A 12,694-nucleotide genomic window follows, 5' to 3' on the forward strand; every position below is an offset into this window, starting at 1 on the left:
GAGAGCGACATGCCCGTAGTGCCTTACAAACCGATCGATGCCGCTGGCCCGCCCGAGGTGGTCGCGCCGATCCTGGAGCGGCGTGGCGGCACACTGCTCAACCTCGACCGGATCATGCTTCACAGCGCGCCGTTCACCCAGGGCTGGGGCGCGTTGCTGGGCAAGGTCCGCAATGAGCTGAGCCTGCCGGACAAGCTGCGCGAGCTGGTCATCTGCGCCGTGTCCTGCCTGTGCGGCGCCGAATACGAGATGCACCACCACGGCCCCGTGTTTCTCAAGGCCGGCGGTACGCCAGCCCAGTTCAACGCGTTGCGCGATCTCAAGGGTGCCCTGGCGCACGACTATCTCTTCACGCCGATCGAGCGCGCCGTCCTGCGGCTGGCGCACGACATGACCCGCCAGGGCAGGGTGCCCTCGGCACTGCTGCACGACCTGCGCGAGGAACTGGGTGATACCCGGCTGGTAGAGCTGATCGGCGTGATTGCCACCTACAACATGGTTGCGCGCTTCATCGTCGCCCTGGGCGTCGAGGTGGAAAGCGTGCCAGCCAAGGCCTGATTCGACCATGCCTGCTCCGTCACCGGCGGGGCGGCAGCCATAACCAAGGAGTGAGCGATGATCCAGTACGTCAAGAAAGGCAAGCCGGCCGAAGCCAAGGCTGAACTCAACAACCAGGTCCGCACCACCGTCGAGCAGATCATCAAGGACATCGAGGCGCGTGGCGAAGCCGCGGTGCGCGAATATTCCGAGAAGTTCGACAAGTGGAATCCGCCGTCGCTGCGCCTGTCGCCGGAAGAGATCCAGGCCTGCATCGACTCGCTGAGCCCGCAGGCGATCGAAGACATCAAATTCGCCCAGGCGCAGATCCGCCGCTTCGCGCAGGTGCAGCTGATGTCCATGCGCGACGTCGAGATCGAAACGCTGCCGGGCGTGGTGCTTGGCCACAAGAATATTCCGGTCAACTCGGTCGGCTGCTACATCCCCGGCGGCAAGTACCCGCTGCTGGCTTCAGCGCACATGAGCGTGCTGACCGCCAAGGTCGCCGGCGTCAAGCGGGTGATCGCCTGCGCGCCACCGTTCGACGGCAAGCCCTCGCCTGAAATCATCGCTGCCATGGCGCTGGCCGGCGCCGATGAGATCTACGTGATGGGCGGCGTGCAGGGCGTGGCCGCCATGGCCCTGGGCACCGAGAACATCGCCCCGGTGGACATGATCGTCGGGCCCGGCAACGCCTATGTGGCCGAGGCCAAGCGCCAGTTGTTTGGCCGCGTCGGTATCGACCTGTTCGCCGGGCCGACCGAAACCATGGTCATCTGCGACGACAGCGTGGATGCCGAACTGGTCGCCGTGGACCTGCTGGGCCAGGCTGAACATGGCCCGACCTCGCCGGCGTATTGCGTCACCACCAGCACGAAGATTGCCGAAGAGCTGCCAGCGGCCATCGAAGCGGTCCTTGCCCGCCTCGACACCGCGCCGGTCGCCAGCGTTGCCTGGCGCGACTACGGCGAAATCATCCTGTGCGACACCGACGAAGAGATGCTGCAGGAGTCCGAACGCATTTGCTCCGAGCACGTGCAGGTGATGACCAGAGATCCGGACTGGTTCCTGGAGCGCATGACCGCCTATGGCGGCCTGTTCCTCGGCCACCGCACGAACGTGTCCTACGGCGACAAGGTCATCGGCACCAACCACACCCTGCCGACCATGGGCGCGGGGCGCTACACCGGTGGGCTATGGGTGGGCAAGTTCATCAAGACCCACACCTATCAGCGCGTGCTGACCGACGAAGCCTCGGTCATGATCGGCGAGTACTGCTCGCGGCTCTGCGCGCTGGAGCATTTCTCCGGGCATAAAGAGCAGGCCGACATCCGCGTCCGCCGCCTGAAGAAGACGGCCTGAGCCATGGTCGCCTCTCTGCAGGGCCGAGTGGCCGTGGTCACAGGCGGCGCCGGTGGGATCGGCGCCGTCATCTGCCAACAGCTGGCCGCGGCCGGTGCCACCGTCGTCATCGGTTACAACGCCTCGCGCGACGAGGCTGAGCGGCTCGCCGCGCAACTGCCCGCTGCCGGCGCTCCGCACCTGGCCTTACCGGCGCCGGTGACCGATAGCGCCGCTCTAACCGATCTGGCTGGTGCGATCGATCGTCAACTTGGGCGCTGCGACCTGCTGGTCAATTGTGCCGGAACGACCCAGTTCGTTCCGCACGACGATCTCGATGGCCTTGGCGATGCCCTGTTCGATCGGATCATGGCGACCAATGTCCGTGGCCCGTTCGCCGTTGTGCGGGCCTTGCGGCGACTGCTCGAACGAAACGGCCAAGGGTTGGTGGTGAACATCTCATCGATCGCGGCGGTGAGCGCCATGGGCAGCAACGTCGCCTACTGCGCGTCCAAGGCGGCGGTGGACAACATGACCCGCTCCCTGGCCCGCGCGCTGGCCCCGGCCATCCGTGTGGTGTCGGTGTCCCCAGGGCTGGCCGACACCGAGTTCGTCAAGCAGATGGACGCGAGCTGGCGCGACGAGCAGGCCGCACGCACGCCGCTGCGACGGCTGGCCGAACCGCAGGAAGTCGCGGCCGCGGTATTGGCCGTCGCGACGCATCTGACCTTCACCACGGGGGCCGTGATTCCCGTGGATGGCGGTCGCCCCCTTAGCTGACGGAGCCGCAGCGATGAATGATCTGGCCCCCGCAATCAAACCCCACCACGTCGGCATCAGCGTGCCGGACATGGACGCCGCGATCGCGTGGTACGCACGGATGCTCGGCTTCGAGCTGGAGATGCGGGCATTCATCGAGCTCATTCCGGCCCAGGTCGCCTTCATCCGGCGTGGCGATTTCCGCATCGAACTGTTCGAGGTGGAGGGCGCCGCGCCGCTGCCCGCGGATCGCCGTGAACCCAATCTGGATGTGCGCACCCATGGCAACAAGCATCTCTGCCTGGCTGTGTCGGCCGTCGAAACCACGGTGCAGGGCCTGCGTGAGAAGGGCGCCGACATCGTTTTCCAGAAGGTCGTGCAGGGTACGCCCATGGCCTTCATTCGCGACGTGGCCGGCAACCTGATCGAGCTGATCCAGTGCCCCGAGCTATGGCTCGATTCTTCTAGCGAATCCGAGGAGAAATTCCGATGAAATTGGCAACACTCAAGGACGGCAGTCGCGACGGGCGATTGCTGGTAGTTTCACGCGACTTGGCGCGCTGCCGCCCGGCGCGTGCGGCGTCGACCCTGCAGCAGGCCATCGAGAACTGGGCCGAGGTAGAAGCGGCGCTGGATGACGAATACCGCTATCTGAACGCCGGCGTGCTCGAAGACGCGGTCGCCTTCGACCCTCGCAAGGTGATGGCGCCCCTGCCGCGTGCCTATCAGTTCGTGGATGCGTCGGCCTTTCTCAACCACGGCAAAATCATGGAGAAAGCCTACGATCTGAACGTGAAGAAGCAGCCCGGCATCCCTGTCCTGGTGCAGCGTCAGGGTGACGACTTCCTGGGCGCCTGTGACGATTACCCCTTCCCGACCGAGCAGGACAACTGCGACTTCGAAGGCGAGATCGCCGTGGTACTCGATGATGTACCCATGGGCATCGATCCAGGGGCAGCGCTGGGGCATATCAAACTGTTCATGTTGCTCAACGACGTCTCGATGCGTGCTCATTTGTTCCGGGAATTGTCGATGGGCTTCGGGCTGATCAACGCCAAGCCGGCGACGGTCTTCGCACCGGTCGCGGTCACCCCGGACGAGCTTGGCGAGGCCTGGCAGTCGGGGCGCGTTCACCTGGATATGCAGGTCAGCCGCAACGGCGACTGGTTCGGCAACCCCAACGGCCGGGAGATGGATTTCAGTTTCGGCGAGCTGATCAGCCACCTGGCCTACAACCGCAACCTGCGCGCGGGCACCGTGCTGGCCTCCGGTACGTTCTCGAACGAGGGTTATCGCATGGTGGGGTCGGCCTGCTTGGCCGAACGGCGTGCAATCGAGAAGATCGACCACGGCGAATCGATTACCCCTTTCATGCGCTTCGGGGAAACGCTGCGCTTTGAAATGCACAGGGCTGATGGGCAGTCCGTTTTCGGTGCCATCGAGCATCGGATGGTGCCGGTGGAGGGTCGGGTATGAAGGTTCTGGTTACCGGCGGTAACGGCTTCGTTGGGCGCGAACTGGTCAAGCAGCTGCTGGCTGCCGAGGAGCTGCTTCCAGATCAGGGGCCGCTGACCCGTTTGACCGTGGCCGACATGAGTGGCGAGCACCTGCCGGTTGACCCGCGCATCGAGCGGGTAACCGGCAGCATCGCCGACCCGGCCGTGCTGGGCGCGGCGCTGGACATCAAGCCGGACGTGGTGTTCCACCTAGCCAGCATTCCGGGCGGCGCGGCCGAGCGCAATTATGAGCTGGGCTTGCAGGTCAATCTGCTCGCCACCCTCGATCTGTTCGAACGGCTACGCACCCAGGGCCACTGCCCTCGGGTCGTGTTCACCAGCACTATCGCGGTTTACGGCTCGCCGCTGCCCGCCCTGGTGGATGACCAGTCGCCTCTACGCCCGGGCCTTTCTTACGGCGCGCACAAACTGGCTGGCGAAATCCTGCTCGAAGACTACAGCCGTCGGGGCTGGCTGGACGGCCGTATCCTGCGCTTGCCCGGCATCGTCGCTCGGCCACCGGAGCCCTCGGGCCTGTTGTCGGCGTTCATGAGCGATCTGTTCTGGAAGCTGGCTGCCGGCGAGCGCTTCGAGTGCCCGGTTTCAGCCGAGGCAGTCGCCTGGTGGATGTCAGTCGGCTGCTGTGCTAGCAACCTTCTGCATGCCGCGGGCCTGAAGCCGGAGCAGGTACGGCCCCGGCGGGCCTATACGCTGCCCGTGCTGCGCCTGACCATCGCTGAGTTGGTCGAAGGGCTGGCCCGGCAGTTCGGCGATGACCGCCGCGAGTTGGTGAACTATCGGCCGGATGCGGACCTGGAGGCGGCTTTTGGCAACCTGCCGCCATTGGAAGCGAACGCGGCCGAGGCGATCGGCTTCCGGCATGACGGCAGCATCGAGGCCCTGATCCGCAACGCGATGGCTTGGCGCGGATGAGTTGACCGGCCCGGCAGGCGGCCGGGCCGAAAGCGGCATGCAATTCCTATAAGAACAAAGAGGGCATGAGGATGACATTCAGAAAACAGGCGGCCCTGTTCGCCTTGCTGGCCGCACTGGGCCAGCCGCTTGGGCTGCTGCCTGTAGCCCACGCCGAGGCGGTGGCGCGCGAAACCGCTACCGGGCGGGTCGTCGACCGCGAGAGTTTCCAGCACTACCTGGACCTGTTCAACCGCAAGGACCCGGCCGCCTTCGACACCTACTATGCGCCGGATGTACGCATGACCAACGGTGGCCTGGTATTCAACGGCATCCCTGAGGTCAGGGACCATTACCGACAGATCTGGGGCGCGATGGATGAGGAGGTGAAGGTCGAGCAGTTCCTGTTCGATGGCAAGACCCTGGCGGTCCAGCTGCACACCGTCTTCAGCGTACCCCGTGATGCGCAGCAAACCCCGTTCGGCCCCATTCGCCAGGGCGAACGCTTCGATTTCCACGGCGCGGTGTTTTACACCCTGAACGAGGCGGGCAAATTCACCGACATCCGAATCGGCTACTACAGCTTCAGCCGGACGACCAGTGGCGTGACCCATGCCATGGGTATGCCGCACTAGGGGCGTGACGCTGGCCGGAGACGGGCAGCCCACAGGTCCCACCCGAAATAACAACAAATCCGGAGCGTGCCATGAGTTCATCCTCTCTTTGCCAATCGCCTAAGGCGTCGGCCACCTACCTGCTGCTGCTGATCAACTGCCTGGCACCCATGGCGGCAATCGTCATTGCGCCGAGCCTGCCGCAGATTCAGGCGCACTTCGCCGACGTACCCAACGTCGAATTCCTGGTCCCCGTGGCGCTGACCATCCCGGGCCTGCTGGTCGCGTTGCTCAGTCCCGTGGTCGGCCTGCTCGCGGACCGCATCGGGCGCAAACGGCTGTTGGTCAGCGCGGTGTTCGCCTACGGCGTGCTTGGCACTCTGCCGCTGGTGCTCGAGTCGCTGTACGGCATCATCGCCAGCCGCGTAGCCCTCGGCTGCGCCGAGGCCGTCGTGGTGACGATCAGTACGATGCTGATCGGTGACTACTACAGCGGTGCCCAGCGACAGAAGTACCTCGCCCTGCAGACTACCTTCGCCTCGTCTTCGGCCATCGTCTTCTTCATGATCGGCGGCGCCCTGGGCGAGCTTGGCTGGCGCGTGCCGTTCGTGGTCTACCTCGTCCCGTTGCTGATGGCCCTGCTCAGCCAGCTCTTGCTCTGGGAGCCGACCGCGGGTGAATTGGCCCGCTCGCAGGAGCAGGACGAACACGGCGCGCAGGTCTTCCGGCCCTGGCTGCTGATGGCGATCTGTTCGATCACCTTCATCGGTGCCATCGCCTTCATGGTCTTGCAGGTTCAACTGGCCTTCCTGCTGGGGGATGTCGGTGAGCCCTCACCGAAGACAGCGGGCATGATTGCATCGGCCTGCAGCGTCATGATCGTGCTGGGTACGCTGTCCGTACACCTGCTCAAGCGGGTCGGGCTGCGGGTGCCGCACTGCCTGACCCTGGCCTTCGGCCTTATCGCAACCAGTTTTCTCATGATCCCGGGGGTCGAGAGCAGCCGCGGCATGTTGATGGTGGCGCTGATCAACGGCTTGGGCTGTGGATTGCTGCTACCGACGTTGGCGATCTGGAACATGAGCCAGCTGCCCTGGTTTCGCCGGGGATTGGGCACGGGCATGTGGTACGGCAGTTACTGCCTCGGCATGTTTCTCAGCCCGATTCTGGTCGTCACGCTGACCAAGACCAGCGGGAGCCTGGCGACCACGGTGGGCTGGCTGGGCTGGTGTCTGCTACCGGTGGCGGTGGCTGCTTTGTTGGCGGGTATGAAGCCGTCGCGCAAGCCCTGCCTGTTCCGCCTCGTCGCGCATAAAGTGGAGGACGCCTGATGCCCCGTCTGGCCGGGCAAGTGGCGGTGGTGACCGGCATCGGCAGCGGGATCGGGCAGGCCTGCGCGCTGATGTTCGCCCGTGAAGGCGCCAGCGTCGTCGGTTGCGACATCGACGCGGCGTCGGCGCAGAAGACCCTGGCGACAGCGGCCGCAGAAAGCCTCGAAATGACCAGCCTGCACCCCTGCGACCTGACCCAGCCTGAAGGCGCCCAGCGCCTCGTGCAGTTCGCCCTCGAACGTCACGGTGGCATCGACGTGCTGGTCAACGCCGCCGCATTTGGCGCCTTCGCCTGGATCGAGGATATGGACTATGAAAGCCAGTGGCGCAAGACGCTGACAGGCGAGCTGGACATCGTCTTCCTGCTTTGCCAGGCGGCCTGGCCCCACCTCAAGCAACGCGGCGGCGCCTCCATCATCAACTTCGCCTCGGCGAACGCCTGGATGGCCCTGGAGGGTTCACCGGCGCTCGCCCACTGTGCGGGTAAGGGCGGGGTGCTGGCGATGACCCGGCAATTGGCCATGGAAGGCGGCCCGTATCGCATCCGCGCCAACAGCATCTCGCCTGGGTTGGTGGAAACCGCCGCGACCCGTGCTCACTTGGCGCGTGATCCTGCGTTACTGGAAGCGGCGTTGGGCAAGCAGATCCTTCGCGAGCGTGTCGGTCGCCCGGAGGACATCGGTTGGGCCGCGATTTATCTCGCTTCAGATGAGGCCGCCTGGGTGACCGGGGCGGACTTGAACATTGATGGCGGCGCTACCGCCAGTTGAGCGAAACCTGTCGGGAGTTCTCATGAAGACATTCATCACCAAATGCCTGTACCTGATGTTGCCCGGCGTACAGCAGTTCGGCTCCGCCATGAGTGGCATGAGCCTGAGCACCCTCGGCCCTGGCGAAGCGGAAAAGGACCGCTGACCGGGCAGGGCCCCGCTTAAGGGCCCTGGTCAGCGGGCAGCACGGTTCAGGGTTGCAGGGCGTTCGCTCCGGCATTCGCAACCTGTGAATCGTTCGGCCCATGCGCACCGCTGACGCCAACGGCGCCGACGGTCGTACCGTCCATGACGAGCGGGACTCCGCCCTCCAGCGGCACTGCGCCGGGGGTGGCGAGGAAGCTGGGGCGGCCGCCGTTGACGTACGCTTCGAAATTCGCTGAAGGCTGGCGCAGCAGCGCCGCGGTGCGCGCCTTGCCGATGGCGACGCTGGGGCTGATACCGATGGCGCCATCGGCCTTACGGAACGCAACCAGCTCCCCGGCCGTATCGACCACGGCCACGCTGATCGTCCATCCATTGTGCGCTGCCTCGGCGAGCGCGGCGTCGATCACCCGCTCCGCGCCGGCCATGCCGATGTCCACACGGGACAATGTCAGGGGCGCCTTGTCGGCGGCCTGTACGGTTGCTCCCATGAACACGCCCAGTGCCAGTAGCGTGGCCTGCTTGCCGGTAAATGACCCGATGTTCATACGCATGCTCTTGTCACTCGGTCAGCGGGCTATAGGGTTTGAAGAAATCCTGGCCTCGCCATAGCACCGGCTCGGGTTCGATCAATGGCGCGGCGGGAATATAGCTGCCGGCCTGCTTCGGATCACCCTGGCCGGAGTAGCGGGCAACCTCTGGGTAGGGGAAGACAGGGCGGGTGCGCCCGGCGTTGGCCTTGGCCTGCGCGTCATCGAACAGTGCGGGCATGGGCATCGGGCCACGCGGGGGACGAGCGTTCTGCTCGGCACCGGCACCGGCACCGGCACCGGCACCGGCACGGTCGGCGGGCGGTGCGGTTGGTGCACCGAACCCGCTGGGGCCCCGGCCGGCCTCGGGTTGCCGCGCGACGATCGCATCAGGCGCAGTGCCGCTCTCCACCCAGGCCAGCATTGGCGTCAGCAGGTCAAGCTGGCTCGGGCCGTCGCCACCGGAGCAGTGGTAGACACCGGGCAGCAGGTACAGGCGGCTGAACGCATCGGCCCGCTCCTTGCCCATCTGAGCCTGCAGGGCCTCGTAGTAGGCGACGCTGTTGAGCGGCGAGATGTGCGGGTCGGACCAACCGTGCCAGATGATCAGCTTGCCGCCCGAGGCAGCGAAGCGGGACAGGTCCGGGTTGGTGGCGTCGAACAGTGCGTGGCGTGTACGCAGGCGGTCGAAGGTGGCCGTATCGAAGCGCATGTCGGAGAGGCTGAAGCCGGCCTCGGGCGGCTGTTCGAACACCAGGTTGGTCAGGGCGCCCAGCGCGATCTTCTCGCTGAACAGCGGCTGGTCTGCATCTCTGGGCACGAAGACCCCGGCCCACGCGAGTTCCGAGCCGGGCAGCGGCCCGCCGACAGTCAGGCGCTCGCCGCTGTCGGGATCACGCGGCCCATCGTAAAGACGCCGGGCGACTTCGACCTCGGCAGGCGTCAGGCAGTGTTCGGTGGCCTGACCCTCGACACAGCGCACGACGGTGGGATCGAAATCGCAGGCGCGGGGATCGGCCAACAGCGCGTCCTTCTGGCCATCAAGGGCGTCGCACTGCTCCAGCACGGCCCTGTGCAGTACCGGCAGGTGTTCGGCCAGCAGAATGGCCTTGCCATCGGCGCCGGTGTTCGCGCGGGCCTGCCAGGCGTGATACATGCCGTTCTGCACCTGGAAATTGAGCGCGGCCGCGCCAGCGATGATGCCATCGAAGTCGTCCGGATAGCGCTGCGCTTCCATCAGCGCCTCCCGGCCACCATCGGAACAGCCAGTGAAATAGCGATAAGCCGGCGCCTGCCCATAGAATGCCTGGATCAAGGCCTGCGCAGCCTGAGCGGTCAGGTGCACGCCACGGTGGGCGAAGTCGGCACGTTGTTGCGTGTCTCGACCAAAACGCCCGTCCTGGTCCTGATGGCCCATGTCGGTCGAGGCGAGCACGAATTCGCCAGCCTCCAGCGGCACGCAGCCATCCGCGGCGCCAACCTGCAGGCTGATGCGCCCGCACAGGCCGCCGCAGCCGACCTGCAGGTAGCGCTGGGTCCAGCCTTCCAGCGGCAGCAGCACCTGGAACCCGATGCTCGGCGCCAGCCGGCCTTCCACGGCGCAAACGTCGTGCTCGTTGTGTTGGGTGGTGGCAGCCGTCAGCACCTGGCTCCCGGCGCCACCAATGCCGCTCAGGTCGATGTCGCGCAGCGACTCGCAGCTGGTCTTCGGTGTTACCGCAGCAAGGGCGGCGGGTGCGGCATGGCTCGTCAGGCTGACGCCGGTTGTGCTCAGCAGCAAGCCGAGCAAAAGGGCAAGACGGTTCATCGATAACTCCTCTGGGTCACTGCGCTGCGTTGTCGTCTTGCTCGGTCAGTTCTTCATGGAACCCTTCGGCGCCGTGACGCCAGTAGGCCGCGACGCGCATGGCCTCCTTGGCCTGCCCGTGCGTGTTGACCAGCAGGCGACGGATGCCCTTCATCAGTGAGGCCTCGCCAGCGGCCCAGGCGAAGCCCTCGCCGGCAGGCAACTGCAACGCCGCGACAGCCGCGAGCAACTCATCGCCGGACTCGAACCACTGCGCGTCCAGGTCAGCGGCAGTCGGCAAGGCGCGGCGGTCTGCAGCGTTATGCGCGAGCAGCAGGGCCTGCACCCGGCAGCCTGCCGGCAGCTCTTCCAGTCGTCGGGAGATGGCGGGCAGTGCGGTGGCGTCGCCGATCAGCAGATGCCAGTCGTAGTCCATAGGAATGATCATCGAACCACGCGGGCCGCCGATGAGCGCGGGCAGGCCGATGGCGGCACGCTTGGCCCAGGTCGAGGCGGCACCGTCGCCGTGCAGTGCGAACTCGATGGTCAGCTCTCGCTTGGCCTGCTCGAACCGACGCGGGGTGTAGTCGCGGCGCACCGGATTGCCGTCGCCGTCCTCGAAGATAAATTTGATGTGATCGTCGAACGAGGCGGACAGGAAGTCGGCCAGGTCTTCGCCGTGGAAGGTAATGCTCATGAACGCATCGTCGAGCGGCTCGACACGGCTGACTCGCACCTCGCGGCGGCGCAGTTCATGGCGCACCCGCTGGACGCGACGTTGGAGGGAGGGGGATGTAGTCATCGCTGGGCCTCGAAGGCGCTGGTTGATAATATCAACGATCATAAAAACACATAGTTGATAAAGTCAACCTTATGACCGACCGATTAGCCGAAGCCGTATTCGAATCCATCCATACCATCATGCACCTGTACCGTGCCCGGCAGTACCGTGCGTTGCGCGGCGGCCCGCATGATCTGAGCCACATGGCGAACAAGGTGTTGGGCTTCTTCGCCGCTCATCCGGGCGCGACCCTGCGCGAGCTGGTACAGCGTTCCGGGCGCGACAAGGCGCAGCTGGCGCGTCTTATCAAGGAGTTGCGCGACAGGGAGCTACTGTTCGGCGAGGTCGACGAGACGGACCGCCGCAGCGTTCGCCTGCGCCTGACAGCGCAAGGAGAGGCCGTGCACAAGGCGCTGCGCCAGCAGGCGCAGCAGCTCAACAAGGTCGCCGTGCAGGACCTGTCCGAGGAGGAGCAGCAAGCCTTGATCGACCTGCTCGGGCGCGTGCGCAGCAGCCTGAGCGGCTGAGGTCGATCTCACGGCCGGTCGTGACGCCGCCCGCACGGCGGCGCACAGGTCCTGGGGGCTGTTGGCAAGGCCTATCGACAGAACGGCATCGTTTCGCCTGACAGGCCTTCGTCCATCCAAACCAAACCTGGCCTCACGGGCAGGCCAGGCCGTTGCCTAGTTGCCCTTGAGGAAGCCCAGCATCCGGGCGACGTTGTCTTCGGCTTCGAACGGTAGGCCGCCATGTCCTGCACCGTCGAGCAGGTGATAGGTCGCCGATACGCCAGCCTTTTCAAGGGCCTGCGCAAGAAGCTTGCCCTGTCCTGCCCCCACGTTGCAGTCGGCGCTGCCGCTCTCGATAAAAAAGGGCGGGTCCCCGGCGCTGGCGTAGGTAACCGGGTTGGCCTGCGCGACGAGGTCCGGCGAATGGGCCACCGCAGCCCCGAGGTACCGCGATTCAAAACTGCCGGCCTGCCCATGATTGATCGCGCTCGCCGGGCAACCTTGCTGCTTGAGCATGGCGTCGATCTGCCCCATGTCCACCGGCGGGTAGAGCGCAATAACCTTTTCTGGCCGCAGATCGACCGAGCCGTCCGCCAGGGTCTTGCGAAACAGCGGCGCGTCGTAGGCCGTGCCGACGAGCGAGGCGAGGTTCGCGCCTGCGGACTCTCCGAACATCACGAAGGCGTCGGGGTCGAGCGCATACTTGGCGGCATTGGCCTTGAGATAGGCGATGGCCTCGAAAACATCCTGCACGGCCGTCGGAAAGGTGGCTTCCCCCGAGAGGCGATAGTTGACCGGAACGACGGCATAGCCGGCCTTCAGAAACGCCTCGACGTAGGCGGCAGTCGCCATGTCCTTGGAGCCGAACCGGAACCCGCCTGGGTGCGCATAGACCACGAACGGGAAGGGGCCTGCGCCGCTCGTTGGGGTATAGATATCGAGGGTCTGTGTACTGGATGCGCTGGCGTACTTCTGATTGGCGAGCGCTGGCGTGAGGCCCGCTACTTGAACGGACGGTCCGCCCTTGGGAATGGCGACGGGTGCAGCTTGTGCAACGCTGCCTCCGACCAGCACAGGCGCCAGTGTGGCGAACGGCAAGGCGGCCATGATGACGAGTTTCCTTAGATTCATGAGTGTTGCCCTTTTTCCGATGTGAATGACCCAGGGTCATCGTGATTGAACTG

15 protein-coding genes are annotated in these 12,694 nt (G+C 65.4%); 11 read left to right on the forward strand and 4 right to left on the reverse strand.

All coding sequences use genetic code 11. The features are described from left to right. The first annotated feature begins 9 nt into the window (after nt 1-9). The 10 genes from KXR72_RS01110 to KXR72_RS01155 all read left to right on the forward strand — a co-directional run bounded on the left by KXR72_RS01110 (nt 10) and on the right by KXR72_RS01155 (nt 7,905). Nucleotides 10-558 (forward strand): carboxymuconolactone decarboxylase family protein, encoded by a 549-nt coding sequence (locus KXR72_RS01110; RefSeq protein ID WP_437419296.1) that lies wholly within the window; start codon nt 10-12, stop codon nt 556-558. Nucleotides 559-615: 57 nt separating this feature from the next. After that, a complete protein-coding gene (hisD, locus tag KXR72_RS01115) occupies nt 616-1,899 on the forward strand; it encodes a histidinol dehydrogenase (protein WP_437419297.1) in 1,284 nt (427 codons plus the stop codon). 3 nt (nt 1,900-1,902) lie between these two features. Beyond that, a complete protein-coding gene (locus tag KXR72_RS01120) occupies nt 1,903-2,658 on the forward strand; it encodes an SDR family NAD(P)-dependent oxidoreductase (RefSeq protein ID WP_437419298.1) in 756 nt (251 codons plus the stop codon). A 13-nt stretch (nt 2,659-2,671) separates the two neighbouring features. After that, the gene (locus tag KXR72_RS01125; RefSeq protein ID WP_437419299.1) at nt 2,672-3,130 is read left to right on the forward strand and encodes a VOC family protein; all 459 of its coding nucleotides are present in this window, start codon (nt 2,672-2,674) and stop codon (nt 3,128-3,130) included. Next, on the forward strand, nt 3,127-4,113 hold the full coding sequence (locus KXR72_RS01130; protein ID WP_437419300.1) for a fumarylacetoacetate hydrolase family protein: 987 nt from the start codon (nt 3,127-3,129) through the stop codon (nt 4,111-4,113). Before KXR72_RS01125 ends, KXR72_RS01130 begins: the two co-directional genes overlap by 4 nt. Continuing rightward, nucleotides 4,110-5,066, forward strand: a complete 957-nt coding sequence (locus KXR72_RS01135) for an NAD-dependent epimerase/dehydratase family protein (RefSeq protein ID WP_437419301.1) — start codon at nt 4,110-4,112, stop codon at nt 5,064-5,066. The genes KXR72_RS01130 and KXR72_RS01135 overlap by 4 nt, the downstream gene beginning before the upstream one ends. 71 nt (nt 5,067-5,137) lie before the next feature. Further along, a complete protein-coding gene (locus KXR72_RS01140; RefSeq protein ID WP_437419302.1) occupies nt 5,138-5,680 on the forward strand; it encodes a nuclear transport factor 2 family protein in 543 nt (180 codons plus the stop codon). A gap of 71 nt (nt 5,681-5,751) precedes the next feature. Then, the gene (locus KXR72_RS01145) at nt 5,752-6,990 is read left to right on the forward strand and encodes an MFS transporter (RefSeq protein ID WP_437419303.1); all 1,239 of its coding nucleotides are present in this window, start codon (nt 5,752-5,754) and stop codon (nt 6,988-6,990) included. After that, nucleotides 6,990-7,760, forward strand: a complete 771-nt coding sequence (locus tag KXR72_RS01150; protein WP_437419304.1) for an SDR family NAD(P)-dependent oxidoreductase — start codon at nt 6,990-6,992, stop codon at nt 7,758-7,760. The genes KXR72_RS01145 and KXR72_RS01150 overlap by 1 nt, the downstream gene beginning before the upstream one ends. Before the next feature lie 22 nt (nt 7,761-7,782). Next, on the forward strand, nt 7,783-7,905 hold the full coding sequence (locus KXR72_RS01155) for a hypothetical protein (RefSeq protein WP_437419305.1): 123 nt from the start codon (nt 7,783-7,785) through the stop codon (nt 7,903-7,905). Between the two features lie 46 nt (nt 7,906-7,951). Here KXR72_RS01155 and KXR72_RS01160 read toward each other — a convergent pair whose 3' ends face one another. Genes KXR72_RS01160 through KXR72_RS01170 form a run of 3 tightly spaced genes read right to left on the reverse strand, consistent with a single transcriptional unit; the run spans nt 7,952 to nt 11,022 of the window. Then, on the reverse strand, nt 7,952-8,452 hold the full coding sequence (locus KXR72_RS01160; protein ID WP_437419306.1) for a GlcG/HbpS family heme-binding protein: 501 nt from the start codon (nt 8,450-8,452) through the stop codon (nt 7,952-7,954). A gap of 13 nt (nt 8,453-8,465) precedes the next feature. Next, nucleotides 8,466-10,241: a tannase/feruloyl esterase family alpha/beta hydrolase gene (locus KXR72_RS01165; protein ID WP_437419307.1), complete on the reverse strand. Its 1,776-nt coding sequence runs from the start codon at nt 10,239-10,241 to the stop codon at nt 8,466-8,468. Nucleotides 10,242-10,257: 16 nt separating this feature from the next. Next, the gene (locus KXR72_RS01170; protein WP_437419308.1) at nt 10,258-11,022 is read right to left on the reverse strand and encodes a siderophore-interacting protein; all 765 of its coding nucleotides are present in this window, start codon (nt 11,020-11,022) and stop codon (nt 10,258-10,260) included. Between the two features lie 71 nt (nt 11,023-11,093). Between KXR72_RS01170 and KXR72_RS01175 the strand changes: the two genes are divergently transcribed. Next, nucleotides 11,094-11,528, forward strand: coding sequence for a MarR family winged helix-turn-helix transcriptional regulator (locus KXR72_RS01175; RefSeq protein ID WP_437419309.1), 435 nt, complete (start codon nt 11,094-11,096; stop codon nt 11,526-11,528). 156 nt (nt 11,529-11,684) lie between these two features. Here the strand turns inward: KXR72_RS01175 and KXR72_RS01180 are convergent, their stop codons facing one another. Beyond that, a complete protein-coding gene (locus tag KXR72_RS01180; RefSeq protein WP_437419310.1) occupies nt 11,685-12,617 on the reverse strand; it encodes an alpha/beta hydrolase fold domain-containing protein in 933 nt (310 codons plus the stop codon). Nucleotides 12,618-12,694 lie beyond the last annotated feature (77 nt).

This window comes from Stutzerimonas chloritidismutans (genome assembly GCF_051486945.1).
GTDB classification, from domain to species: Bacteria; Pseudomonadota; Gammaproteobacteria; order Pseudomonadales; family Pseudomonadaceae; genus Stutzerimonas; species Stutzerimonas chloritidismutans_B.